Raw genomic sequence first — 26,785 nt, 5'->3', positions numbered from 1 at the left:
ACATAGAATTCAGGAGGAAGAAAAAATGAAGAGAAAATTTATGGCACTTGCACTTGCAGCAGCTATGACAGTTTCTATGACATCCGCTGTTTTTGCAGCAGATGAGATCAAGAGCGCAGATGATCTGGAGGGTAAGAAGATCGGTGTTCAGCTTGGAACAACCGGTGATTCAGACGCTACAGAGGTTAAAGACGCAACAGTAGAGAGATACAACAAAGGTAACGATGCCGTTATGGCTCTGAAACAGGGCAAGATTGACTGTGTAGTGATCGACAGCGAGCCTGCTAAGAAATTTGTTGAGAAAAATGATGATCTTGAGATCGTTGAGGGCATTTTTGACAAAGAGGAGTATGCAATCTGTCTTTCCAAAGATAATGCAGACCTTACCAAAGAGTTTAACGAGGCTCTGAAGGAGCTGAAGGATGACGGAACTCTGGATTCCATCAGAGATAACTATATCGGTGATGATGCAGGTAAGACACCATATGAGACTCCTAAGGATGCAGATCACTCCAAAGGAACTCTTACCATGGCAACAAACGCAACCTTCCAGCCATACGAATACTATGACGGAGATAAGATCGTAGGTATCGATGCTGATATCGCTCAGGCTGTCTGCGACAAGCTTGGATATGAGCTGAAGATCGAGGATATGGAGTTTGATGCGATCGTAAATGCTGTTAAATCCGGAAAAGCTGATTTCGGTGCTGCAGGAATGACAGTAACAGAGGATCGTAAAAAGAGCGTTGATTTCACTGATCCGTACACAACTGCAGAGCAGGTTGTTATCGTAAAGAAATAATTTTGTACAGAGAAATCAGAGGATTCTGAACGGATAAGCTGAGAAACCGATATCCGTTGCAGAGTTCAGTAGCGAATGATCAGGTTCCGGATATCCGGGTATGTTTTCCGGATTTCGGAACCTGTAGTTTTGGAAAGGGTGGAAATTTTGAGTCTTATTGAACAGTTTCAGTTTAACTTTCTGGACGACAATCGCTGGCAGTTCATTTTATCCGGTCTGAAAAATACCATCATCATTACATTTTTTGCCGTACTTCTTGGTATTTTTCTGGGATTTGTCATTGCTATTGTCCGTTCCACACATGATAAGACAGGTAAGCTTAAGATCCTTAATGTGATCTGTCGTGTTTATCTGACCGTGATCCGCGGTACACCAACGATGGTACAGCTGCTGATCGTATATTATGTTATTTTTGCAACCGTAGATCCAGGTAAGATGGTCGTTGCCATTATCGCCTTTGGTATGAACTCCGCTGCATACGTGGCTGAGATTGTCCGCTCCGGTATCATGTCCATTGACCAGGGACAGTTTGAGGCAGGACGGAGCCTGGGCCTTAACTATACACAGACTATGACCAAGATCATTCTTCCACAGGCGGTCAAGAACATCCTGCCTGCTCTGGGAAACGAGCTGATCGTACTTTTGAAGGAGACTTCTATCAGTGGTTATATCGGACTTATGGATCTGACCCGTGGCGGCGATATTATCCGAAGCCAGACCTACAGTGCATTGTTCCCGCTGCTGGCAGTAGCTGCGATCTATCTTGTGATCGTTTGCTTCCTTACCTATCTGGTAGGAAGACTTGAAAGGAGGCTGAGAACCAATGAGCGTAAGTAATGAAGTGCTTCTGGATGTACAGGGACTTGAAAAGGCCTATGGCGGCAATCAGGTTCTCAACGGGATCACCACACAGATCCGCAGAGGTGAAGTAGTAGCCATCATCGGACCATCCGGATGTGGTAAATCCACATTTCTCCGTTCTCTGAATCTCCTTGAGGAGCCGACCGGGGGAAAAATCCTCTTTGAGGGAACCGACATCACAGATTCCAAGGTGGATATCAACCGTCATCGTCAGAAGATCGGAATGGTATTCCAGCAGTTTAATCTTTTTCCACATAAGACAGTAAAAGAGAACATTATGCTCGCACCTGTGACTCTGAATCTTATGAGTAAGGAAGAGGCTGAAAAAACGGCACTGGAGCTTCTGGAGCGAGTAGGTCTTCCGGATAAGGCAGATTCCTATCCGGACATGCTTTCCGGCGGTCAGAAGCAACGTATCGCCATTGCAAGATCTCTTGCCATGAACCCGGACGTGATGCTGTTTGATGAGCCTACATCTGCTCTTGATCCGGAGATGGTAGGAGAGGTCCTGGAACTGATGCAGGAGCTTGCAAAATCCGGCATGACCATGGTTGTGGTAACTCATGAGATGGGCTTTGCCCGCGAGGTGGCAACCAGAGTCCTCTTCATTGATGAAGGAAAGATCCAGGAAGAAAATTCTCCTAAGGAATTCTTTGCAAATCCAAAGAATAAGAGACTTCGAGAGTTTCTTTCAAAGACATTATAATGACATTATAAATATAAGAATATTAAAAACGGATGCTTTATCCTCCTGTGGAAATGCTGCAGGAGATAAAGCATCCGTTTTTTGTAGTGCTAGTTGCAAAAAAATCCTTTTTCTTTCCGCTGCTCAGTGGATTTCTTCACCGGCAGTTTTCTGTGCGGCTTTTATTTCGTTGTAACAGTATTTGATGATAGATTTTCTGGTTATGATCCCGATGAAGGAGCCCTGGTCATCTACCACCGGCACGAAGTTCTGATTAATGGCGCGATCCAGGAGATCTTCCATATTGGAATCTGCATGGACTGGTTTATAGGTGGCGCGACGTGGGATCGCCATGATCGGGATTCCTTCTGTTTCCTTGATGTCGTGGATATCTGCACGGCGCATGCCCCAGAGGAGATCTCCCTCTGAGATAGTGCCAAGATATTTGCCATCCATGGTGAGGATAGGAATGCAGGAGTACTTGCGGTGCTCCATTTTTTCGAGGGTCTGGCGAAGAGTTTCATCCTCAAAGATGTAGGCTACTTCGCTTTTGGGAATCAGAAAAAACAGAATGTTCACGTTATTACCTCGTTTCCGCAAAAATTATAAATAAATCTGTAGGCTGTTTTAGAGAAGCTGAAGTCCGTGTGTCTCTGCAGCATCTGTGATCTCCTTCGGCCAGAGAGAGACATGTACTTCTCCGATGTGTGCTTTACGAAGGAAGAACATACAGATCCTGGACTGTCCGATACCACCACCGATGGTGTACGGAAGCTCTTTGTTCAGGATGGCCTTCTGGAATGGAAGATCTCTTCGGTCATCACAGCCTGCTTCGGTGAGCTGGCGGTCAAGTGCGTCCTCGTCAACACGGATTCCCATTGAGGAAAGCTCAAGGGCAATGTCAAGTACCGGATAGTACACGAGGATATCACCGTTCAGTTCCCAGTCATCATAGTCCGGGGCACGTCCGTCGTGGCGCTCGCCGTTGGTGAGGGTTTTGCCGACTTTCATAAGGAAGACAGCGCCCTTTTCACGGGTGATCCGATATTCACGTTCCTTCGGTGTGCAGTCCGGATACATGTCAAGAAGCTCCTGAGTTGTGATAAAGAAGATATCCTTTGGAAGGATCTCCTCGATGTAGTCATACTGTACAGCCATGTATTTCTCAGTTTTACGAAGGACACTGTAAATGGTGCGTACGGTTTCCTTGAGAGTCTCCATGGAACGTTCTTCTTTGGAGATGATCTTTTCCCAGTCCCACTGGTCTACGTAAACAGAGTGGATATTGTCCAGATCTTCATCCCGGCGGATGGCTACCATATCTGTGTAAAGACCTTCTCCGTGAGAAAATCCGTATTTTTTCAGTGCGTAGCGTTTCCATTTGGCAAGGGAGTGTACGATCTCGGCGTTGCTTCCTTCGATAGCCTTGATATCAAAGCTTACCGGGCGCTCTACACCATTAAGGTTGTCGTTAAGGCCGGATTCCGGTGCTACAAATGTTGGAGCGGATACTCGAAGAAGGTTCAGCTTCTGGGAGAGTGTCTGCTGGAAGAAATCTTTTACTGTTTTGATCGCAATCTGTGTGTCATGGAGGTTCAGGTCTGCATGATAGGTTGCGGGGATTGTGATTGTATTCATTATCGGCTCCTCCTGATGATTTTTAGGCTTATTGCTCTGTGGGGTATTATAACAGAAAATGGGTGGAGTGGCAATATAATGAGAGGGGAAGTCTTTTGGGGTATCGTAGAAAAATACTGGGTATTAAATGCCTGGTGTGATATACTGAAAAAAGAATGCTTATGTTTACGATGGAAATATAAATATCCGTTTTGACGGATAGAATGGAGGGAGTTTATGGCAGGTCAAAGGTGTCAGGTTTGTGGGGGGAAGGTTGTAAATGGCAGGTGTTCATTATGTGGGATGCCTTACAGAAATGATGAGGTGTTATATCATCTGAATGAGCCCCGGGAGATACATTATAAACATGCTTCCGCCAAAGTGCGGGATATGATGCGGCAGTATGGACAGGATGCTGATCAAACAACACAACATAACGGAAACGTAAACCGGAATACGAACGCAAACCGGAATACAAACATAAACCGGAATACGAATGCAAGCCGCAATACCGATTTGAATCGGAATCTAACCGGAAGCCGGAATACAGGTGCAGCAGCCGGACGTAAGACTGCAGCGGCAGTTAATACCGGGAATAAAACAACGGTGGGCAGAAATCGTGCAGAAGTTTTAGATCAGGGAAAAAAACAGCAAAAAAAAGATCAGAAAAGCAGCGGGGCAGGCTGGATCATATGGTTTATAGTGACACTGGCCATTCTGCTTCCGAAGTTATGGGATTTTCTTGCAGATTGGATCGGAACGAATTTGTGAGAATATTTCTGCAGTGAGATCAGGCAGTGCTAAGTGTCTGTATTTTCGTGTATACAGAAATATCCCTTTTCTTTTCTCCTCAGCTGTGTTATACTCATGCCTAGCACAACATATAGATGAAAAACAATATATAGAGGATATAGGTACTATATATAGTATTTTGCGTAGCGACTTATATATAGCACAGGGAGGGATGAGCAATGTTATATGTGATCAAGAAAGACGGGACAAGAGAGGAGTTTAATCCGCAGAAGATCGTGGCTGCCGTGAACAAATCCGCAGAGCGTATTCTTTATACTTTTTCAGACGAGGAGAAGGATTTTATCTGCCGTTTTGCCCAGGAGCATGCGGATTCCCTTGGAAAGAATGAGATCGAGATCCAGGAGATGCACAACATCGTGGAGGGGGCTCTGGAGCGTGTGAATCCGGCAGTTGCCAAGAGCTACCGTGATTATCGGAATTACAAGCTGGATTTTATCCATATGATGGATGATGTCTATACCAAGAGTCAGGCGATCCGTTATATCGGTGATAAAAGTAATGCCAATACAGACAGCGCCCTTGTTGCCACGAAACGAAGCCTGATTTTTAATGAGCTGAACAAGGAACTCTATCGGAAGTTTTTTATGAACCGTAATGAGCTTCAGGCATGTAAGGACGGCTACATTTATATTCATGACCAGTCTGCACGTCTGGATACCATGAATTGCTGTCTGTTCGATGTGGCAGCTGTTTTAAGTGGCGGTTTTGAGATGGGCAATGTCTGGTATAACGAGCCGAAGACTCTGGATACAGCCTTTGATGTTATGGGGGATATCATTCTCAGTACAGCAGCACAGCAGTATGGTGGCTTTACAGTGCCGGAGGTTGATAAGATCCTGGCACCGTATGCAAAGAAGAGCTATGATAAATATATTTCCGAATTTATGAAATACTCGGATGAGAGTTGGAGTGGCCGTGAGGAGAGAGCTATTGAGTATGCTCTTGATAAGGTCCGCAGGGATTATGACCAGGGCTGGCAGGGAATTGAGTACAAGCTGAATACCGTCGGTTCTTCCAGAGGTGATTATCCGTTTGTTACGGTGACACTTGGTCTTGGAACCGAGCAGTTTGAGAAGATGTGTACGATTTCCCTTCTTGAGGTCCATCAGGGAGGACAGGGTAAGGCCGGACACAAGAAACCGGTACTTTTCCCGAAGATCGTATTCCTTTATGACAAAGAGATCCATGGTCCCGGAAAGTGCTGTGAGGATATTTTTGAGGCTGGTGTGGAGTGTTCCTCCAAAACCATGTATCCGGACTGGTTGTCTATGTCCGGCGCAGGCTATATTTCCAGTATGTACAGGAAATACAAGAAGGTCATCAGCCCGATGGGATGCCGTGCTTTCTTAAGTCCGTGGTATGAGCGTGGCGGTATGGAGCCGGCGGATGAGAATGATACGCCTGTTTTTGTGGGACGTTTTAACATTGGTGCGGTAAGCCTTCATCTTCCGATGATCCTTGCAAAGGCCAGAGCGGAGAGCAGAGATTTCTATGAGGTTCTGGATTTCTATCTGGAAATGATCCGTAACCTGCATATCCGCACTTACGAATATCTGGGACAGATGCGTGCATCCACCAACCCGCTTGCATACTGTGAAGGCGGTTTCTACGGCGGACATCTGAAACCGAATGAAAAGATTGGCAAGATCCTGAAGCCTATGACAGCTTCCTTCGGTATCACAGCGTTAAATGAGCTTCAGGAACTTTACAATGGCAAATCCATTGCAGAGGATGGGGCGTTTGCTCTGGAGGTTCTGAAATATATCAATGACAAGGTAAATCAGTACAAGAAGGAAGATGGTTATCTTTATGCGATCTACGGAACACCGGCAGAGAGTCTTTGTGGCCTGCAGGTAGAGCAGTTCCGTAAGATGTATGGAATCATTGAGGGCGTTTCTGACAGACCATATGTGAGCAACAGCTTCCACTGCCATGTAACAGAGGATGTGACTCCGATCGAGAAACAGGATCTGGAGGGACGTTTCTGGGAGCTCTGCAATGGCGGTAAGATTCAGTATGTACGTTATCCGATCGGCTACAATAAGGAAGCTATCCGTACACTGATCCGCAGAGCCATGGATCTGGGATATTATGAGGGAGTGAACCTTTCTCTTGCATACTGTGACGATTGTGGCCATGAGGAACTGGAGATGGATGTATGCCCTGTCTGCGGTTCCAGAAATCTGACCAAGATCGACCGTATGAACGGATATCTTTCCTACAGCCGTGTCCATGGAGATACCCGCCTGAATGAGGCGAAGATGGCTGAGATCGCTGAGCGAAAATCTATGTAAATGCTGGCTGCCCGATCAACTGTGGAACAGTGATCGGGCAGCCAGACAGTATAAAAATATCCCGCAGAGCTGCAGGTAAGACCAGCAGCCGTCTGCGGGATATTTTTATGTAAAGTGAAGTTTTATAGTTCACTTTGTATTCTGAGTCCGTAAAATGATTATTTAATGATAGTTCCGGTCTTCTCACGGTAGCCGTCTTTTGCATGGGCCATGTCTGTGATGATGGTACGGCGTCCGGTTCCCTTCTCCACGAAGGAAACACCTGCTTCGATCTTAGGAAGCATGGAGCCTGCCGCAAACTGTTTGCCGGCAATATATTTCTTGGCATCTTCTGTGGAAATAGTATCCAGATAAGATTCGTGATCCGTATTATGGTCAAGGCTTACTTTCTCGACGCTTGTAAGGATCATCAGAGTGTCAGCGTTCAGTTCTTCTGCAAGAAGTCCTGCTGCCAGGTCTTTCTCGATGATGGCGCTGGCACCATTCAGCTGAGTTCCCTGCTCAAGAACCGGGATTCCGCCGCCGCCTGCGGCAATGACGATCTGCTCTGCTGCAGAGAGGACCTTTACGGTTTCAATCTCTACGATCTTCTGTGGCTTCGGTGCTGCAAGAATACGTCTGTACTGGCCCTCGTCCACCTTTGTGACAAAGTTTCCTTTTTCTTCTTCAGCTTCGGCCTCTTCTGCGTTAAGAACACGTCCAATGATCTTCTCCGGCTCTGCAAATGCTTCATCGTATGGATCGATGACAACCTGTGTCAGAACTGTGCTGACCGGTTTGTAGATTCCTCTGGAGATAAGCTCAGCACGGATGGCGTTCTGAAGGTCATAGCCGATATAACCCTGGCTCATGGCGGAACATACGGACATTGGTGCAAATGTATAATCAGGATGTGCCTTACCGAATTCATTCATTGCGGTGTGGATCATCCCTACCTGCGGACCGTTGCTGTGGGAGATCACTACGCGGGTTCCCTCCTCTACCAGATCTGCGATTACCTTCGCTGCGAGTTTTGTAGCTGTTTTTTGCTCTGGAAGTGTGGTGCCAAGTGCCCGGTGGCCTAATGCAACTACTACGGTTTTTTCGCTCATAGGAAATACCTCGTTTCTCTTAAAAATTGGAATGAAATCAGTTACTGTATTCAGTAACGAGTACATCGAAAACGATGCACGAGTATTATATTTTATTATAAAAGACCTATGTGGGAAATGCAATAGAAAATCGAGTGTTTTCCGAGACAGGAAAAACCGCCTGATCCAGTCAGACGGTTTGATTCCTACTATTTTTTGAGGGGGGAGATAGAGAGTGGTTTTTCATCTATCCAACACCTATTATATAGAGAAAATATGTTTAAAATATGTCGTTAATCTAAAAGAAATGGAAAATTTATAAAGAAAGTTTAAACAAACTTTATAATTTTTATATCCGGTTGCGCATGGTCTGAAAATGTGATACATTGAAAAAGTCTTGATCCTGCATCCTGCGGGATCTGTTCACGCATCATTTCGATGCAGAAATCCATTTTATTTTATCGAAAAAAATATTGATCATGCACCATTTGCCGGGGAGGGATGCCTTTGTCTGTGGAAAAGTAAGTTTCTGTAAAAAAAACATGTGTATAAGAAATGCCAGATCAGGCAGAAATGAGGAAGAGCCATGAAAAACAGAATATGGAAACAGATGAAGAAAGTCGGAATTGTGACAGTGCTGGCAGGAGCCATGCTGGGAGGAACAATAGAATCGGAGCTGACTCTGGGAGCAGATTTTTTGCCGGGACAGGCACCGTTTATCGATCAGAGTGTGTTCTGGAAAGACATAGAATCCGGACAGGCGGAGCTTGGGATCCGGATTCGCGGCCTGAATGAATGGCTGTCCGGGAGAAGGTTTTCGGAGGATAAGGAGAAAAATGAGAAGTGGGACGATGAACTTCAGAAGATTGAAGATCCATCGGTGGAGCAGGAAGAAGAGATAGAACAGGAGCTACCGGCGGATGACTTGCAGCAGGAAAAGGAGTCAGAACAGGAGCTGCCGGAGGATGACTTGCAGCAGGAAGAAGAGCCAGAACAGGAACTTCCAAAGGATGAGGATGACTTGCAGCAGGAAGAGAAGGCAGAACAGGAATTGCCGGTGGATAAGGTTGTGGAAGGAATCGGAATAGAAATGGAGGAAGCATATGAGCACGTGGAGCAGCTGGCATCCGGGGAAACAGTACAGCCGGAGGATGAAGAGCAGGAGAAAACGGGTCCGCTCACACCGGAAGGAACGGCGTCCGGAGAAGAAAATGTAGGTGACGAAGAGGAATATGAGTCTGAGGAGATTCAAAAACTGACGCTGGTCACGTATATTTCTGAGTATTTTGTTCCGGAAACGGATTCTGTCCCGAAAAATATGGCTGCACGGCAGATTTCTGTAAGGAGCCAGAGCGGTGAAGCTACAGAGATCACAAAGCTGGAAAGCGTGCTGAACGTGGAGCAGAACGGGCAGGATGAGATTTTTTTCCGTATCCCGCTGATTCTGCGGCAGGAATACCGTTTTCCGGCAGAGAAAAGCAGTTATCCTGTGACTCAGGAGGAACCGCTTCAGAAGGACTGTACCGGTGCGGGAACCTTTCTCATGACAGAAGAAAACGGGGAAGAGCTGGTGATCGCAGAGGGAATCTCGCCTATGCTGGACGTGGAGGCTGCTGAGGCTGATATGGAATTGTCGGTAATTGCACAGAATAAAAAAATGAAAGCAGGGCAGACCATCCGTTATCAGGTGGAGATTACTAATATCGGAAAGCTGGATCTTGCAGATATCCGTCTGACCAGCAGCCTTTCATGCCCTAAGATCCGGCAGCTGTGGGAAGATGCAGAAGGCCTTCTAACAGAAGGGGCTGTGGCGGAATTTGCAGAATTAAAAGCCGGAGAGAGCAGGAGCTTTTATGTACAGGCGCCGCTTCTGGATGAACAGGAAAAAGATCTGGAGCACCAGGTGGAAGCAGAGGCCAGGGTGAAGGACAGAGTGGAGGAGGTGATCCGGAAGAACGCTTCCACTATAAATGGTCTGGAGGCACTGAAGGCGGATCTTTCTGTAAAGAAAACTGCAGACAAAGAAACCGCTGCACCGGGTGAGACTGTGACCTATCAGATATGTATCGTGAATACCGGTGAAAAAACGCTTCATTCGGTTGTGGGAACGGAGCGCTTTCAGGCAGCAGGGATCCATGCACAGTTTCTGGAGCAGGAAGGTGTAACGCTCAACAGCAGCCGTACAAAGGCAATGATCCAACAAATCCCGCCGGGAGAGGCAGTTTCTCTTCAGGCTGTGGTGAAGATCCCGGGAAAAACAGCGGATCAGAAGCTTTTTAACCAGGTGACGGTCACAAGCCAGGAAACCGGAGAGCGATTGATGGAGGCCTCCGCTTCTGTCATGGTAAAAGGAGAGGTGGCTATTACGCCGGAAGAAGGGCTGCCTTTGCAGGGAGATGACCAGGGTCCGGCTTCCGGTCAGATACAGATGGCAAGAACTGCGTCCACACATCCGAAGACCGGAGATGATACCAGGAGGGATTTGTGGACGCTTCTGGCAGTGACAGCTTTGGTGACTGTGCTGGGCGGCATCTGGCTCCGGAAAAAATATGCGGATATTTATGGAAAAAGCTGATGTTACTGAGAACGGAGTGAACAGTAACAAGCTGATATTTTACAAGGCGGCCGTACCTCAAAGAAACGTTGAAAACAGGGGGGAGGTGTGCTATTCTATATGGTATGTACAGAAAACAAGAACAGTATATTTCCCGCCTCCGGTGTGCTGCCCGTCAGACCGGAAAAAGGGAAGATGGAGGAGAAAAATGAATCTTTTATCCTTATTGGAACATCTTGAATACAAATGCCTTCAGGGAAGTACAGAGCAGGAGGTTTCTTCTGTTGTATATGATTCCCGCAAAGTAGAAGAAGGGAGCCTTTTTATCTGCATCAGAGGTGCGGTCGTGGATGGACATAAATTTATACCTGATGTTGTGGCAAAGGGTGCGAAGACACTCATCGTGGAAGAAGCGGTGGAGGCACCGGAGGATGTGACAGTGATCCAGGTAGAGGATACCCGTTACGCCATGGCCTTTATTTCAGCAGCATGGTTCGGACATCCGGCAGAAAAGCTCAAAACCATCGGTATCACCGGAACCAAAGGAAAAACAACTACAACCTATATGGTGAAATCGATCCTTGAGAATGCCGGATATAAGGTTGGTCTGATCGGAACCATCGAGGCTGTTATCGGGGAGAAGCATATCCCGGCAGCCAACACGACACCGGAATCCTATATGGTACAGAAATATTTTCATGATATGGTAGAAGCAGGCTGCGATGCGGTCGTTATGGAGGTTTCCTCACAGGGACTGATGCTTCACAGGACCCAGGGATTTGTGTTTGATTTTGGAATTTTCACAAATATTGAACCAGATCATATCGGACCGAATGAGCACAAGGACTTTGATGATTATCTGCACTGCAAATCCATGCTTCTCAGACAGTGTAAGGTTGGTATCGTAAATCGTGACGATGAACACTTTGACCGCATTATCGAAGGCCACACCTGTAAACTTGAAACCTATGGATTTTCCGAAAAAGCAGATCTCCGTGCAGAGGACGCCAGACTCGTTGGAAGAAAGGGCTATCTGGGAATTTCCTATCATGTTAAGGGACTTATGGATTTTCCTGTGGAGATCGATATTCCAGGTAAGTTCAGCATTTACAATTCTCTGACTGCCATTGCCATCTGCCGCCATTTTAAGGTATCCGAGGAGAATATCATCAAAGCTCTGAAGGTGGCCAGGGTCAAAGGCCGTATTGAGATGATCAAGGTATCTGACGAATTCACACTGATGATCGATTACGCACATAATGCCATGGCGCTGGAGAGCCTTCTCGGAACACTGAAGGAATATGATCCGCACAGACTGGTATGCCTGTTTGGCTGTGGCGGAAACCGTTCCAAGCTGCGCCGTTATGAGATGGGTGAGGTTTCAGGAAAGATGGCAGATCTGACCATCATTACTTCAGATAATCCGCGAGATGAGGATCCACAGGCCATCATCGATGATATCAAGATCGGAATGGCAAAAACAGATGGAAAATATGTAGAGATCCCGGATCGTAAAGAGGCGATCGCCTACGCGATCCATCACGGTGAGCCGGGAGATATTATCGTCCTTGCCGGAAAGGGCCATGAGGATTATCAGGAGATCAAGGGTAAGAAATATCCCATGGATGAGCGTGTACTGATCCGGGAGATCCTGGAAGAAGATCAGAAAGCGTAAATGGATGATCTATGCAGATGTGATCATTGATATTTCTCATGAAAAGCTGGACCGGGATTTTCAGTATCGTGTACCTGAGGAGCTGGTGCAGGCAATAAAACCCGGAGTTGTGGTCACAGTGCCCTTCGGAAAGGGAAATACCCTTCGGAAAGGCTATGTGACCGGGATCTCCGGAACGGCAAAATATGATGCGTCAAAGCTCAAGGAGATCCGGGGAGTGTCCACAGACAGTGAGACAACAGAATCCCGGCTGATCGCACTTGCGGCCTGGATGAAGGAGACCTATGGCTCCACCATGATCCAGGCACTGAAAACAGTTCTGCCTGTAAAAGACAAGGTCCGTGCAAAAGAGAAAAGACTGATCCTTTTTACAGGGAAAAAGGAAGAGGGACAGGCACTTCTTGGCAAGCTGGAAGGCAGCCGCTTTAAAGCACGTGAGCGGTTCCTTCGGGCAATCCTGGAGGCCGGGAGCCTGGATTATACCTATGCCTCCAAAGAGCTTGGGGCCGGCATTTCCGTTCTTGATTTTTTTGAAAAAAAAGGTCTGATAACTATTGAAAGTCAGGAAATGTATCGCATTCCCGAGGGGCTCGGCCTGGTGAAGGAGAACATGGAACTGAGTCTGAACCAGGAACAGCTTTTGGCGGCAGAGCAGATTTTTCGGGAATGGCAGGAGCCGGACCCAAGGCCTGCACTTCTTTTCGGAGTGACCGGAAGTGGAAAGACCCAGGTTTATATGCGCCTGATCCAGAAGGTACTGGAGGAGGGAAAACAGGCGATCGTGCTGATCCCTGAGATCGCGCTTACTTATCAGACAGTCAGGCGCTTTTATGCCATGTTTGGAGATAAGGTTTCGGTTCTGAACTCCAGACTTTCCCAGGGAGAACGTTATGATCAGTTCAAAAGAGCAAAACGTGGTGAGATCCAGGTGATGGTAGGACCCAGATCCGCACTGTTCACACCGTTTTCAGATCTGGGACTGATCGTTATCGACGAAGAGCATGAACCCACCTACAAAAGTGAGAATACGCCAAGGTACCATGCACGTGAGACTGCCATTGAGAGGGCACGAATGGAACATGCCCGTGTGGTCATGGGATCAGCCACTCCGTCATTGGAAGCCTACAGTCATGCCTGTGACGGAGAATATCTTCTGGTAAAGTTAAACGCACGTTATGAGGAAAGGCCTCTTCCACAGGTATCGATCGTGGATCTTCGGGAAGAATTAAAGAAAGGAAACCGCTCGGTACTGAGTCTGGAGCTGAAGAGGGATCTGGAGCAGGTCCTTGAAAGAAGAGAACAGGCCATGCTGTTTCTGAACCGGAGAGGATATGCGGGCTTTGTTTCCTGCAGAGCCTGCGGTCACGTTATGAAATGTCCCCACTGTGATGTATCTCTAAGTGAACACAATGGCAATCGTCTGATCTGTCATTATTGTGGCTATGAGACTGTGAAACCGGAAATCTGTCCGTCCTGTGGTTCACCGCACATTGGCGGATTTAAGGCAGGAACCCAGCAGATCGAGAAGGTCATTGAAAAAGAATTCCCGAAAGCCAGGGTACTTCGAATGGATTTTGATACCACAAGGACCAAGGACAGCTATGAGAAGATCCTGGCTTCTTTTGCAAAGCATGAGGCAGATATTCTGGTGGGGACCCAGATGATCGTCAAGGGACATGATTTTCCGAATGTGACTCTGGTAGGAGTGATTGCAGCAGATCTTTCACTGAATATGGATGACTATCACTGCGGGGAGCGTACATTCCAGCTTCTGACTCAGGCAGTTGGACGTTCCGGCAGAGGGAATCGGCCGGGGCAGGCGGTGATCCAGACATATCAGCCTGAGCATTACAGTATCCAGGCTGCGGCTATTCAGGATTATAAGAAATTTTATAAAGAAGAAATGGGGTATCGGATGCTTCTGGACTATCCGCCGGCAGCCCATATGATGACTGTTTTTGGCGCCTGCCAGGATGAAGAACTTCTGAAAAATGCCATGTATTATATAGAAGTTTTTATCCGCAGGGTAAGCCCGAAGGAAGAGCTTCACATGATCGGACCTGCAGCTGCATCGGTAGGTAAGGTAAAGGATGTTTATCGTCAGGTGATCCATCTGAAGCACAGGGATATCTGCTTTCTCACAGCAGTCAGAGAGAAGCTGGAGAAATATATAGAGATAAATTCCGGATTCCGGAAAATATACATTCAATTTGATATGAATTAAAGGAGAAGAAAAATGGCACTTAGAACAATCCGTGTACAGGGGGATTCTGTACTGACAAAAAAATCCCGGACAGTAGACAAAATGACACCGAGGATCGGGGAACTGATCACAGATATGCTGGATACCATGTATGATGCAATGGGTGTTGGCCTCGCTGCACCACAGGTAGGAATCCTGAAACGTATCGTTGTCATCGATGTAGGTGAGGGCCCGATCGTGCTGATCAATCCGGAGATCCTTGAGACAAGCGGCGAGCAGACCGGTGACGAGGGATGCCTGAGCGTTCCGGGAATGGCAGGACAGGTAACACGTCCGAACTATGTGAAGGTAAAAGCACTTGATGTAAATATGGACGAACAGATCTACGAGGGAGAGGGCCTTCTGGCAAGAGCGTTCTGTCATGAGATTGACCATCTGGATGGAAAAATGTATACAGAACTTGTGGAGGGAGAACTTCACAAGGTAACTTATGATGAAGAAGACTAAAGGCGGGATACTATGAAGATTATTTATATGGGAACTCCGGACTTTGCGGTGGCGCCTCTTGCAGCACTGGCAGAGAACGGATATGAAGTGGAGGCTGTGATCACACAGCCGGACAAACCGAAGGGCAGAGGCAAAACTATGATGCCTACTCCTGTAAAAGAAGAAGCACTGAAACACGGGATCCCGGTACTGCAGCCGGTGAAGGTAAGAGATCCTGAATTTGTGGAAGAACTGAAAAATCTTGCACCGGACATCATCATTGTTGCGGCATTCGGGCAGATCATTCCAAAGAGCATCCTGGATATGCCGAGATTCGGATGTATCAATATCCATGCGTCTCTGCTTCCTAAATATCGTGGAGCTGCACCGATCCAGCAGGCGGTGATCGACGGTGAAAAAGAATCCGGCGTTACCATTATGCAGATGGGAACCGGTCTGGATACCGGTGATATGATTTCCAGGATCGTGGTTCCGCTTGCCAAAGATGAGACAGGTGGAAGCTTGTTTGATAAGCTCGCACAGGCAGGTGCAGAGCTTCTGGTACAGACTTTACCGTCCATTTTTGACGGAACTGCAAACCGCGAGAAACAGCCGGAGGAGAGTCCAACACCATATGCTGCCATGATCTCCAAAAAAATGGGGCTTCTGGATTTCAGCAAAAATGCGGAAGAACTGGAGCGTCTGGTAAGAGGCCTTGATCCATGGCCAAGCGCTTTTACCTTTATCAATGGAAAAACATTGAAGGTCTGGAAGAGCTCTGTTCTGGAAAAACAGGCACAGGAAGCACCGGGAACTGTGATAGCCACTGACAAAGGAGGAATCCAGGTAGCATGCGGCCAGAAGGTACTCGTGCTCCATGAAGTGCAGCTGGAAGGCAAAAAACGTATGGAAACGGATGCGTTCCTTCGGGGATATCAGTTGAAACCAGGAGACATGTTCAGAGATTCCAGGGAGTGATGAGTTATGTACGGATATGGTTATTACGGATGGGGAATGGACCCCACGATTCTTTTGCTCGTGATCGGAATGCTTCTTTCTCTTGCGGCATCCGCGAAGCTGCGCAGTACCTTTGCAGTCTATAAAAAGGTCCGGAGTCATTCAGGTATCACCGGTGCGGAAGCTGCACAGAGGATCCTGAGAGCGGCTGGGATCACAGACGTACAGGTGGTTCCGATCCGCGGAAGTCTTACGGATCACTATGATCCGAGAACGAAAACGGTTTCCCTTTCAGAAGATATTTATGGAAGAAATTCTCTGGCGGCTGTGGGGGTGGCAGCACATGAATGTGGCCATGCGATCCAGGATGCGATCAATTATGCACCACTGAATATCCGTTCAGCCATTGTACCTGCCGCAAATATTGGTTCCCAGCTTTCATGGCCGCTGTTTATCGCAGGACTGATCTTTTCCATTGATCCGCTGGTAACCCTGGGAATTGTTTTGTTTTCACTGGCAGTACTGTTTCAGCTGGTGACACTTCCGGTTGAGATCAATGCGTCTTCCAGAGCGCTTAAAATGCTGGAAAGTACAGGTATCTTAGGTGCAGATGAAAAAAAGGGTGCAAGAAAAGTACTTACAGCGGCAGCGCTTACCTATGTAGCAGCTCTGGCGGCATCTATTCTGCAGCTTCTGAGACTGATTATCCTTGCAGGAGGTAGAGATCGTGATTAGCAGCGGAGTAAATACCAGAGAACTGATCCTTGAGATCCTGTTACAGATCGAGGAGGAGGGTGAGCACAGCCATATTGCGATCCGGAATGCGCTTTCCAAATATCAGTTTCTTCCGAAACAGGAACGTAGCTTTATTACAAGAGTATGTGAGGGAACCCTGGAATACAGGATCTATATTGATTATGTCATCGATTCTTTTTCCAAGGTTTCTGTAAACAAGATGAAACCGCAGATCCGTGAGATCCTGAGAAGTGCGGTATATCAGCTGAAATTTATGGACAGTGTTCCGGACAGTGCAGTATGCAATGAAGCGGTAAAGCTGGCACAGCGAAAAGGCTTTTATAATCTAAAGCCTTTTGTCAACGGGGTGCTCCGTACGATCGCAAGAGAGATCGGTGATCTGGAGCTTCCTTCCAGGGAAGAAAACGAAGTCCGTTATCTTTCTGTGAAATATTCCATGCCGGAATATCTGGTAGAAAAATGGAAAGCAGCCTACGGAGTGAAGACTACGGAGAAGATCCTGGAGGATTTTCTGACAGAAAGACCGATCACAGTACGGTGCCGTACTCATAAGGCGTCTCTGAGAGAAATCGTCACCAGTTTGAAGTCTCAGGGAGTGACAGTAGAACAGGCTCCTTATCTTCCCTATGCACTGAAGATTTCCGATTACAATCATATTTTGACACTTGAGACCTTCCTTCAGGGAAAGATCCTGGTGCAGGATGTAAGTTCTATGCTTGTAGCGGAAGCTGCAAGTCCGAAAAAAGGTGACCATATCATCGACATGTGCGCGGCACCAGGTGGAAAAAGCATCCATGCGGCAGACAAAATGGGGGATTACGGAAATGTGGATGCCAGAGATGTAAGTCAGTATAAGGCAGATCTTATCAAAGAAAACATCCACAGGACCGGAGTGATCAATGTGGAAGCCAGAGTTCAGGATGCAACGGTATATGATCCGGATTCCGAACAGGCTGCGGATATTGTGATCGCGGATGTACCGTGCTCCGGTTATGGAGTTATCGGCAAGAAACCGGAAATCAAATACCGGGCAACTCCGCAGAAACAGGAAGAGATCGTAATGCTCCAGAGAATGATCCTGGATAAGGCTGCAAAGTATGTGAAACCGGATGGAACGCTGATCTTCAGCACATGTACCATTGCCCGGGAAGAAAACGAAGAAAATGTATTATGGTTTTTAAAGAATTATCCGTACCGGCTGGAAAGCCTGGATCCGTATATTCCGGAGGAACTGCACTGTAAATCCACGAAGCTTGGCTATCTGCAGCTTCTGCCGGGAATACATAAGACAGATGGATTCTTTATTGCCAGATTCAGAAGGAAATAACAGAAAATGACAGATGTAAAATCCATGACCATGGAGGAATTGAAGGAATTCATGACAAAGATCGGTGAAAAGCCTTTCCGGGCGAAACAGATCTATGCATGGCTTCACCAGCAGCTGGTTACCTCCTGGGATGAAATGACAAATCTTTCCAAAAGCCTCAGGGAAAAGCTTTCGGCTTATCCGATCACAGCACTGACCCAGGCAGATGTAAGGATCTCAAAAATTGACGGAACCAGAAAATATCTGTTCCAGCTGGAAGATGGAAATGTGATCGAGAGTGTTCTCATGCGGTATCACCACGGAAATTCTGTGTGCATTTCTTCTCAGGTGGGCTGCCGTATGGGATGCAGATTCTGTGCATCTACCATCGGAGGACTGACCAGATGCCTGAAATCGTCCGAGATGCTGGATCAGATTTACCGTATCCAGGCAGATACCGGTGAACGTGTGGCCAATGTAGTTGTGATGGGAACCGGTGAGCCGATGGATAATTATGACAATCTTGTCCGTTTTGTCAGGATCCTTACCGACGAAAACGGTCTTGGGATCAGTCAGAGAAATGTGACGGTTTCTACCTGTGGGATCGTGCCGAAGATGTATGATCTGGCTGAAGAAAAGCTTCAGATCACTCTGGCACTTTCCCTTCATGCTCCAAATGATGAAAAACGACAGGAACTGATGCCCATCGCGAATAAGTATTCCATGGATGAGGTTCTGGATGCCTGCAGAAATTATTTTGACAAAACAGGCCGAAGGATCACCTTTGAGTACAGTCTTGTAGCCGGCGTTAACGACAGTGAAGAAGATGCGAGACAGCTGGCAGGCCGTATAAAAGGCATCAATTGCCATGTAAATCTGATTCCGGTCAATCCCATCAAGGAACGCTCCTATGTGAGGTCTACTCGACAGGCTGTGGAGAATTTCAAAATAAAACTTGAAAAATACGGAATTAATGTTACTATTAGAAGGGAAATGGGCAGCGATATCGACGGTGCCTGTGGACAGCTAAGAAAAAGTTACATGGAAAAAACAGAAAGCGAGAAGTGACATGAGGATATACTCAGCTACTGATGTAGGGCAGAAGCGGAAGATGAATCAGGATTACGTGTTTGCATCTGAAGGTCCGGTTGGAAATCTGCCTAATCTTTTCACAGTCGCGGACGGAATGGGTGGCCATAACGCCGGTGACTATGCATCCTCACATGCAGTACGGATCCTTGTGGATGAAATCCGCGAAGATGCGGATTACAATCCTGTGAAGGTTATTCGTCATGCGATCGAAGCTGCGAACACGGAGATCAGAAACCGTGCGCAGGAAGACGAAAACCTCCGGGGCATGGGAACCACTATGGTGGTGGCAACTATTGTAGATCAGTATGCCTATGTAGCCAATGTGGGTGACAGCCGTTTATATGTGATCCAGGACGGGATCCGTCAGGTCACCAGAGATCATTCCCTGGTACAGGAAATGGTGAGAATGGGCGAGATCAGCGAAGCGGAAGCACGGAATCATCCGGATAAGAACATCATTACAAGGGCACTTGGCGCGGAGAAAACGGTGGATGTGGATTTCTTTGATCTGAAACTTGAAAAAGGATGTACGATCCTGATGTGTTCAGACGGTCTCAGCAATATGGTTGAAGATGAGAAGATTCAGGAGATCATATCCGATCCGGAAGCAGATATTGATCAGAAGGGCAGTGCGCTCCTTCGGGAAGCAAATCAGAATGGTGGTAAGGATAATATTGCAGTCGTACTGGTAGAGCCATTCACGAATGAGGTGGAAGCATGTTGAAGACGGGAATGATCATAGCCGAGCGCTATGAGATCGTAGGAAAAATCGGAACTGGCGGAATGGCAGATGTCTATAAGGCTATGGACCATAAGCTGAACCGTTTTGTTGCCGTGAAGGTCCTGAAACCGGAGTTTCGGGAAGACACCACGTTTATAAAGAAATTCAGAAGTGAGGCCCAGGCGGCAGCTGGTCTTACACATCCGAATATCGTCAATGTATTTGACGTAGGAGATGACGGCGGTGTTTATTACATTGTTATGGAACTGATCGAGGGTATCACTCTGAAGGAATACATCTCCAAGAAGGGAAAGCTTTCCATTAAAGAGGCTACAAGTATCGCAATCCAGGTTTCTATGGGTCTGGAGGCGGCACACAGCCATGGTATCGTTCACAGAGATGTGAAACCTCAGAATATCATTATCTCCACAGATGGTAAAGTAAAGGTGACAGACTTTGGAATTGCCAGAGCTGCATCTTCCAATACGATCAGCTCCAATGTAATGGGATCTGTACATTACAGCTCACCTGAGCAGGTGAGAGGCGGATACAGCGATGAGAAGAGCGATATCTATTCTCTTGGAATCACACTGTATGAGATGGTCACAGGAAGAGTTCCTTTTGACGGAGATACCACTGTGGCGATCGCTATCAAGCATCTGCAGGAAGAGATGGTTCCGCCAAGTGTTTATACACCGGACCTTCCGTACAGTCTGGAGCAGATCATTCTGAAATGTACACAGAAAAGTGTAGATCGTCGTTACAGCCGTATGGAGGATGTGATCGCAGACCTGAAGCATTCTCTGATCGATCCCCAGGGCGATTTTGTAAAGCTTACTACAGTTGACAACGATGCCAAGACGGTTGTGATTTCAGAAGAAGAGCTTGGTGAGATCAAACATACACCGAAGCAGATCACAAAACCGGAGATCACCACACTTGAAGAAGAAAAATACGACGATAACGATTACGATGATGCAGAGGAAGAATACAGACCGAGATCCGAGCATAGATCCGGAAAGAAAAAGAAGCATCATGGTTCCGGAAGAGGCCTGACGATTGCGGCATTGATCGGCGGGGCAGCCCTTCTGATCGTTCTTGTGGTAGTGCTTGGACGTGCCGCAGGACTGTTTGGAACCGGCAGCAGCGGAGCGGCAGACAGCAGCAAGGCAGAGGCGAAGCAGGAATCAGCAGCTGACGGTCTGGCAACCGTTCCTGATCTTGTAGGCAAGACAGAGGAAGAGGCTAAAACACTTGCAAACGATGCACATCTGGGTGTCCAGATGGCCGGTGAGGAGGCATCCGATCAGGAAAAAGGCAGGATCTCCCGTCAGGAGACAGCTGCGGGAACACAGGTTGAAGCCAATACAACTGTGAAATACTGGATAAGCACCGGAACAGCACAGGTTACGATCCCGGATGTAAGCAGCGATAAAGGCGTTGAAGCACAAAGAACGCTTGAAGATTTAGGATTACGAGTGAATGTCCAGAAAGAGTATAGTGAAACTTATGTAAACGAGAAGGGTGAAGTTCGTGCTTTAGTAGAACCAGGGTATGTTTATAGTGTAGAACCTGCGGAAGGTACATCTGTGCAGGTGGGATCAACGGTTACTTTAACAATAAGTCGTGGTCAAGATTTTGGCGCTAATGCGTCAGTGTCAAGTGTTGTGGGAATGACCAAAGATGATGCACTTACTACTTTAGGCAAGTTTATTGATATTCAGATTACAGAACAGCAGAGCACAGAACCAGCAGGTACAGTTATCGCACAGAGCCCAGAAGTTAGCGCAGATGAGGAGACAATAGCAGATCCGGACGATCCAATTTATCTTACCATCAGCTCCGGTGATCAGGCTCCATCCACAGACAGCGCAGTATCTGCAGACAGTACAGCATCCACAGACAGCACAGCATCTGCGGACAGCACAGTATCCACAACTACATCTACAGCAGATGTCAATGCAAACACAGGCTGGAAATGTACACAGACACTGGATACCCCGTCCGGTTACAATGGAGGCGCGATCCGTCTGGAACTGATCCAGGACGTAAACGGTGAGCCTAAGGCATCCACCATCATCGACGGACAGAATATCAGCTTCCCGTATCAGCTTGATATCTCAGGTGCTGAGGGCGTTACCTCAGGAACTATCTATCTCTATGAAGAGATGGACGGAGATTATCAGCAGCTTGGAACCTACACGGTTACATTCAAGAAAGCTGAGTGATCATGCAGGGAAAGATAATCAAAGGTATTGCCGGATTCTACTACGTATATGCAGAAGACGGTAATACATATGAATGCAGAGCCAAGGGAATTTTCCGTAAGGATAAATTCAAGCCTCTGGTAGGTGACAATGTGGACATTACAGTTCTGGATGAAAAGGAACTGGAGGGAAGTGTGACGGAGATCCACAAGCGGAAGAATTCTCTGATCCGTCCGGCTGTGGCCAATGTAGATCAGGCACTGGTGATCTTTGCCATGGATAATCCGAAGCCGAACTTCATGCTTCTGGATCGTTTCCTCATTATGATGGAGAGGGAAGGTGTTCCGGCAGTCATCTGTTTTAACAAAAAAGATCTGGCAACAACGGAAGAGCTGGAATTTCTCTATGAAACATACCAGAGCTGCGGCTATCAGGTGATCCTGTCAAGTGCCCTGAAGGGAGAAGGACTCGACGAGATCGAAGAAGTGCTTCAGGGCAGGACAACTGTGGTTGCCGGCCCATCCGGCGTGGGAAAATCTTCTCTTACAAATTCCCTTCAGGAAGAAGTGGAGATGGAAACCGGTGAGATCAGCCGTAAGCTGAAACGGGGAAAACATACCACGCGCCATGCACAGATCATACCGGTGGCACAGGATACATTCCTTGTGGATACGCCGGGATTTTCCTCCTTATATATTGAAAATATGGAGGAGCAGGAACTGAAGGATTACTTTCCGGAGTTCCGAAGATATGAAGGACAGTGCCGCTTTCAGGGGTGCCGTCACATACATGAACCGGGCTGCGCTGTTAAGGAAGCCCTTGAGAACAATGAGATCAGCAGACTCCGATATGAAGATTATCTGGAGCTGCACCAGGAATTAAAAGAGAAAAGGAGATACTGAGTCATGGAATACCGATTGTGCCCGTCGATCTTATCAGCAGATTTTAACAGACTGGGAGAACAGATCAAAATTCTGGAAAAGGAAGGCGTTGAATATCTGCATATTGATGTTATGGATGGAGATTTTGTTCCCAGCATTTCTTTTGGAATGCCGGTGATCAAATCGATCCGGAAAGAATCCAACATGTTTTTCGACGTACATTTGATGGTAACAGAACCGGAAAGATATATCCGCGATTTTGTAGAATGCGGAGCAGATTCCATTACTGTACATGCGGAGGCATGTGAGGATCTGGAGCGTACACTGGAGCAGATCAGGGCAGCAGGGGTAAAGGCGGCAGTTTCGATCAAGCCATCCACACCGGTAAATGACATCAGCCATCTTCTTGAAGATGTGGATATGGTGCTGATAATGACTGTTCAGCCAGGATTTGGCGGACAGAAATACATGGACGAATGCACGGAGAAGATCCAGGAGCTTCGTGAGCTTATTGATGAAGAAGAGCTGGATGTTGATATCCAGGTAGATGGCGGTATCAATGATGATACACTGGAGACGGTTATGCGTGCCGGTGCAAACCTCATGGTCGCAGGTTCCTGGGTATTTAAGGGCGATGTGGCAGCCAATGTAAGACACATTACAGAAAAAATCCACAATATCAAAAAAGAGCTGGACTGAAAATGATCGATACAATAATAATCAGCGGGGGCAATATCCAGAATGGTTTTGCCCTCGATTTTTTAAAAAAAAGAATAGAAGAAAGCCGAGGAGAGAAAATCACTCTTGTTGCTGCAGATAAGGGGATGGAATGGTTTATGAAAAACCGGGAATTTATTCCGGATCTTGCAATTGGGGATTTTGACAGTCTTTCCGAAGAAGGCCAAAAATATATGGAAAGCCTGAAGGGACCGGAGATCATCAGGCTGAAGCCAGAGAAGGATGATTCGGATACACAGTCTGCGGTAAACCAGATGATCCGCAAGGGTGCAAAGGATATCCTGATCCTGGGAGCTACCGGCACAAGGCTGGATCATGTGCTGGCGAATCTGGGACTGCTTTCCATGGGTAAGGAACAGGGCGTTCGTATTGCGATCGCAGATCAGTGGAATTATATCACACTTGCAGAAAGCGGAACCATACTGCACAGAGAGGAGCAATTTGGAAAATATGTTTCATTCTTTACTGTGGGAGGTGATGTGACAGGTCTCACTCTGAGGGGATTTAAGTATCCGCTGAACGGATATCATCTGACAGTAGAAGACAGTGGCCTGACCGTCAGCAATGAGATTTCGGAAGAAACCGCAGAGATCCTGTATGAAAGCGGGCAGCTTCTGATGATCATGTCCAGGGACTGACAGTAACAATAAATGCCTCACAGTTGCGATTTCAGGCTGTGTATGGTAATATGGGACAGGAATGGCCTGAAAAACGGAAAGGCCTGTTTAAAGAGTATCTGAAAAATACTGTAAATAAATATATCGAAAGGACGTATATAGAGAGATGAAATTAGGAATCGTAGGTCTTCCTAACGTAGGAAAAAGTACATTATTCAATTCACTGACAAAAGCCGGAGCAGAATCCGCCAACTATCCGTTCTGTACTATCGACCCCAATGTGGGTGTTGTAACCGTTCCGGATGAGAGACTGAATCTTCTCGGAGATTTTTATAAATCAAAAAAAGTAACACCGGCAGTGATCGAATTCGTCGATATTGCAGGTCTTGTAAAAGGCGCATCTAAGGGAGAGGGACTTGGAAACCAGTTCCTTGCAAATATCCGTGAGGTAGATGCTATCGTTCACGTGGTACGCTGCTTTGAGGATTCCAATGTTGTTCATGTAGATGGAAGCATTGATCCGCTCCGCGATATCGAGACTATTAATCTGGAGCTTGTTTTCTCTGATCTTGAGATCCTCGAGAGAAGAATTGCCAAGGTTACCAAGACTGCACGTATGGATAAGGAAGCTGCCAAAGAGCTTACATTCCTTGAAAAAGTAAAGGCACATCTGGAAGAGGGACAGCTTGCCATTACTCTGGAAACAGAGAACGAAGATGAGGATGCATGGCTTGCAACCTATAATCTTCTTACTGCAAAACCGGTGATCTATGCGGCTAACGTTGCAGAGGATGATATCGCAGATGATGGGGCGAACAATCAGTATGTACAGGCAGTACGTGAATACGCTGCCAAACAGAACAGCGAGGTATTTGTGATCTGTGCGCAGATCGAGGAGGAGATCTCCGAGCTGGATGAGGATGAGAGAAAGATGTTCCTTGAGGATCTGGGACTGACAGAATCCGGCCTGGAGAAGCTGGTGCGCGCAAGCTATCACCTTCTTGGCCTTATGAGCTTCCTGACAGCAGGAGAGGATGAGACAAGAGCATGGACTATCAAGATCGGAACCAAGGCACCGCAGGCAGCAGGTAAGATCCACACAGACTTTGAACGTGGATTTATCAAAGCAGAGGTTGTGAATTATCAGGATCTTCTGGATTGCGGTTCCTATGCAGGTGCCAGAGAGAAGGGCCTTGTACGTATGGAAGGAAAAGAGTACGTTGTACAGGACGGAGATGTGATCTTATTCAGATTTAACGTGTGATCACCAACGTCTGTGAAATACCGGCTGTAAGCTGAAAAATTATAACAGGTGATTTTATGGATATGTCAATTCGGTTTCCCGGATTAAATCTGGTTTTGGATCATGTGCCGAGATCCTTTGAGATTTTTGGCTTTGAGATCACGATCTATGGCGTCCTGATCGCGATAGGAATGCTTCTGGGAATCTTTTTTGTGGTACTGGAAGCCAGAAGAAATCATGAAGATCCGGATGCATATCTGGATCTGGCCATCATAACGCTGCTTTCCGGTGTGGCAGGGGCAAGGCTGCTTTATGCGGCTTTTTCCTGGAGCCTTTATAAAAATGACCCGGGACAGCTTCTGAATATACGGTCCGGAGGACTTATGTTTTATGGCGGACTTCTGGGCGGTGTGCTGGGTGGTGCGGTCTACTGCAGGATCCGAAAGAAATCCTTCTGGCAGATGGCAGATCTTGCCTGCATGGGACTTCTGATCGGGCAGATAATAGGAAAGTGGGGAAGCTTTTTTAACAGAGAATCTTTCGGGGAATATGCAGACAACATTTTTTCCATGCAGCTGCCGCTGACTGCGGTACGGGCAGGAGAGGTCACCACGGCTATGCGTGAAAAGCTTCAAACCGTGGACGGTGGTACCTGGATTTTGGTACAGCCCTTGTTTTTCTATGAAAGTCTCTGGTGTCTGCTTGTGCTTTTGGTGCTTATGATGCTGCTTCGCAAAAAAGTATTTCAGGGAGAGATCTTTCTGAGATATCTGGCAGGCTATGGTCTTGGAAGAGCAGTGCTCCAGTGGTTCCGCACAGATAAAATACTGTTTCCGGGAACCGGCGTGGATGTTTCACTGGTGATCTCGGTAATACTTTTTGTTCTTTGCACCGTGGTAGTTGCAGTGAAACGCGTGATGTCCAGAAAGCGGGCAAAAGTACGGATGAGAAGGATCGAGAAAGATCAGCAGGCAGAGAAAGAAGCGGAACAGCAACGGGAAAATGCAGCAGAGAATCTGGAAACAGAGACTGTACAGGGAGAAAAAAATGGATCAGAACGAGATACAGAAGAAAGAGGAAGCTCTTCGGAAAGCGTCACTTTTGCAGCAGCTGCAGGAGGAACGGAAGAAGCTGGACAGCCAGATCAGGAGCAGGAGCGATCTTCTGAAGAATCTGGAGGCCAGCCAAAGAGTTGACCGTATTCTGG

General features: G+C 47.0%; 23 protein-coding genes. 20 read left to right on the top strand and 3 right to left on the bottom strand.

What is annotated here, in order from left to right; genetic code table 11:
* The first annotated feature begins 25 nt into the window (after positions 1–25).
* The 3 genes from ACTNDQ_RS03725 (at position 26) to ACTNDQ_RS03715 (ending at position 2,369) form a co-directional block, all read left to right on the top strand.
* Positions 26–802, top strand: coding sequence for a transporter substrate-binding domain-containing protein (locus ACTNDQ_RS03725; protein ID WP_441063758.1), 777 nt, complete (start codon positions 26–28; stop codon positions 800–802).
* Positions 803–949: 147 nt separating this feature from the next.
* Entirely contained in the window at positions 950–1,639 is a 690-nt protein-coding gene (locus ACTNDQ_RS03720) for an amino acid ABC transporter permease (protein WP_243121647.1), read from the top strand.
* Positions 1,626–2,369 (top strand): amino acid ABC transporter ATP-binding protein, encoded by a 744-nt coding sequence (locus ACTNDQ_RS03715; protein WP_441063756.1) that lies wholly within the window; start codon positions 1,626–1,628, stop codon positions 2,367–2,369. The genes ACTNDQ_RS03720 and ACTNDQ_RS03715 overlap by 14 nt, the downstream gene beginning before the upstream one ends.
* Before the next feature lie 123 nt (positions 2,370–2,492).
* Here ACTNDQ_RS03715 and ACTNDQ_RS03710 read toward each other — a convergent pair whose 3' ends face one another.
* Both ACTNDQ_RS03710 and asnA read right to left on the bottom strand, forming a co-directional pair.
* On the bottom strand, positions 2,493–2,927 hold the full coding sequence (locus tag ACTNDQ_RS03710; protein WP_021651604.1) for a CBS domain-containing protein: 435 nt from the start codon (positions 2,925–2,927) through the stop codon (positions 2,493–2,495).
* Between the two features lie 48 nt (positions 2,928–2,975).
* Entirely contained in the window at positions 2,976–3,986 is a 1,011-nt protein-coding gene (gene asnA / locus ACTNDQ_RS03705) for an aspartate--ammonia ligase (protein ID WP_279199310.1), read from the bottom strand.
* Positions 3,987–4,268: 282 nt separating this feature from the next.
* Between asnA and ACTNDQ_RS03700 the strand changes: the two genes are divergently transcribed.
* Positions 4,269–4,736, top strand: a complete 468-nt coding sequence (locus ACTNDQ_RS03700) for a hypothetical protein (protein ID WP_320810791.1) — start codon at positions 4,269–4,271, stop codon at positions 4,734–4,736.
* Between the two features lie 200 nt (positions 4,737–4,936).
* Positions 4,937–7,072 carry an anaerobic ribonucleoside-triphosphate reductase gene (gene nrdD, locus ACTNDQ_RS03695; RefSeq protein WP_015526126.1) on the top strand — a complete coding sequence of 712 codons (2,136 nt, stop codon included), beginning with the start codon at positions 4,937–4,939 and terminating at the stop codon, positions 7,070–7,072.
* A gap of 158 nt (positions 7,073–7,230) precedes the next feature.
* Here nrdD and arcC read toward each other — a convergent pair whose 3' ends face one another.
* Entirely contained in the window at positions 7,231–8,163 is a 933-nt protein-coding gene (gene arcC / locus ACTNDQ_RS03690; protein ID WP_441063752.1) for a carbamate kinase, read from the bottom strand.
* A gap of 565 nt (positions 8,164–8,728) precedes the next feature.
* On the opposite strand from arcC, the gene ACTNDQ_RS03685 reads away from it, so the two are divergent.
* From ACTNDQ_RS03685 to lgt, 15 genes are all read left to right on the top strand, one after another.
* A complete protein-coding gene (locus ACTNDQ_RS03685) occupies positions 8,729–10,717 on the top strand; it encodes a hypothetical protein (RefSeq protein WP_441063750.1) in 1,989 nt (662 codons plus the stop codon).
* Between the two features lie 187 nt (positions 10,718–10,904).
* Complete coding sequence (locus ACTNDQ_RS03680; RefSeq protein ID WP_044961562.1) at positions 10,905–12,371, top strand: UDP-N-acetylmuramoyl-L-alanyl-D-glutamate--2,6-diaminopimelate ligase; 1,467 nt, start codon at positions 10,905–10,907, stop codon at positions 12,369–12,371.
* Between the two features lie 4 nt (positions 12,372–12,375).
* A complete protein-coding gene (gene priA, locus ACTNDQ_RS03675) occupies positions 12,376–14,595 on the top strand; it encodes a replication restart helicase PriA (protein WP_114002105.1) in 2,220 nt (739 codons plus the stop codon).
* A gap of 12 nt (positions 14,596–14,607) precedes the next feature.
* Positions 14,608–15,081, top strand: a complete 474-nt coding sequence (gene def, locus ACTNDQ_RS03670) for a peptide deformylase (RefSeq protein ID WP_022426881.1) — start codon at positions 14,608–14,610, stop codon at positions 15,079–15,081.
* Between the two features lie 12 nt (positions 15,082–15,093).
* Positions 15,094–16,038: a methionyl-tRNA formyltransferase gene (gene fmt / locus ACTNDQ_RS03665; RefSeq protein WP_288786774.1), complete on the top strand. Its 945-nt coding sequence runs from the start codon at positions 15,094–15,096 to the stop codon at positions 16,036–16,038.
* A gap of 6 nt (positions 16,039–16,044) precedes the next feature.
* Complete coding sequence (locus ACTNDQ_RS03660; RefSeq protein ID WP_015526118.1) at positions 16,045–16,752, top strand: zinc metallopeptidase; 708 nt, start codon at positions 16,045–16,047, stop codon at positions 16,750–16,752.
* Positions 16,748–18,100 carry a 16S rRNA (cytosine(967)-C(5))-methyltransferase RsmB gene (rsmB, locus tag ACTNDQ_RS03655; protein ID WP_044961572.1) on the top strand — a complete coding sequence of 451 codons (1,353 nt, stop codon included), beginning with the start codon at positions 16,748–16,750 and terminating at the stop codon, positions 18,098–18,100. The genes ACTNDQ_RS03660 and rsmB overlap by 5 nt, the downstream gene beginning before the upstream one ends.
* Positions 18,101–18,106: 6 nt before the next feature.
* Positions 18,107–19,147, top strand: coding sequence for a 23S rRNA (adenine(2503)-C(2))-methyltransferase RlmN (gene rlmN / locus ACTNDQ_RS03650; RefSeq protein WP_278797124.1), 1,041 nt, complete (start codon positions 18,107–18,109; stop codon positions 19,145–19,147).
* 1 nt (position 19,148) lies between these two features.
* Positions 19,149–19,895, top strand: a complete 747-nt coding sequence (locus tag ACTNDQ_RS03645; RefSeq protein ID WP_021651617.1) for a Stp1/IreP family PP2C-type Ser/Thr phosphatase — start codon at positions 19,149–19,151, stop codon at positions 19,893–19,895.
* Positions 19,889–22,120, top strand: coding sequence for a Stk1 family PASTA domain-containing Ser/Thr kinase (gene pknB / locus ACTNDQ_RS03640; RefSeq protein WP_441063746.1), 2,232 nt, complete (start codon positions 19,889–19,891; stop codon positions 22,118–22,120). Before ACTNDQ_RS03645 ends, pknB begins: the two co-directional genes overlap by 7 nt.
* 2 nt (positions 22,121–22,122) lie before the next feature.
* Positions 22,123–23,001 (top strand): ribosome small subunit-dependent GTPase A, encoded by an 879-nt coding sequence (gene rsgA / locus ACTNDQ_RS03635; RefSeq protein WP_021651619.1) that lies wholly within the window; start codon positions 22,123–22,125, stop codon positions 22,999–23,001.
* Between the two features lie 3 nt (positions 23,002–23,004).
* A complete protein-coding gene (gene rpe, locus ACTNDQ_RS03630) occupies positions 23,005–23,679 on the top strand; it encodes a ribulose-phosphate 3-epimerase (protein WP_015526113.1) in 675 nt (224 codons plus the stop codon).
* Between the two features lie 2 nt (positions 23,680–23,681).
* Entirely contained in the window at positions 23,682–24,356 is a 675-nt protein-coding gene (locus tag ACTNDQ_RS03625; RefSeq protein ID WP_021651620.1) for a thiamine diphosphokinase, read from the top strand.
* A gap of 145 nt (positions 24,357–24,501) precedes the next feature.
* Entirely contained in the window at positions 24,502–25,599 is a 1,098-nt protein-coding gene (gene ychF / locus ACTNDQ_RS03620; protein WP_022426886.1) for a redox-regulated ATPase YchF, read from the top strand.
* A gap of 56 nt (positions 25,600–25,655) precedes the next feature.
* On the top strand, positions 25,656–26,774 hold the full coding sequence (gene lgt / locus ACTNDQ_RS03615; protein ID WP_288786780.1) for a prolipoprotein diacylglyceryl transferase: 1,119 nt from the start codon (positions 25,656–25,658) through the stop codon (positions 26,772–26,774).
* Positions 26,775–26,785 lie beyond the last annotated feature (11 nt).

This window comes from Blautia massiliensis (ex Liu et al. 2021), assembly GCF_052064225.1.
GTDB classification, from domain to species: Bacteria; Bacillota; Clostridia; order Lachnospirales; family Lachnospiraceae; genus Blautia_A; species Blautia_A fusiformis.
Note: the sequence above shows the minus strand (reverse complement) of the source record. Positions and strands in the feature narration are given on the sequence as shown.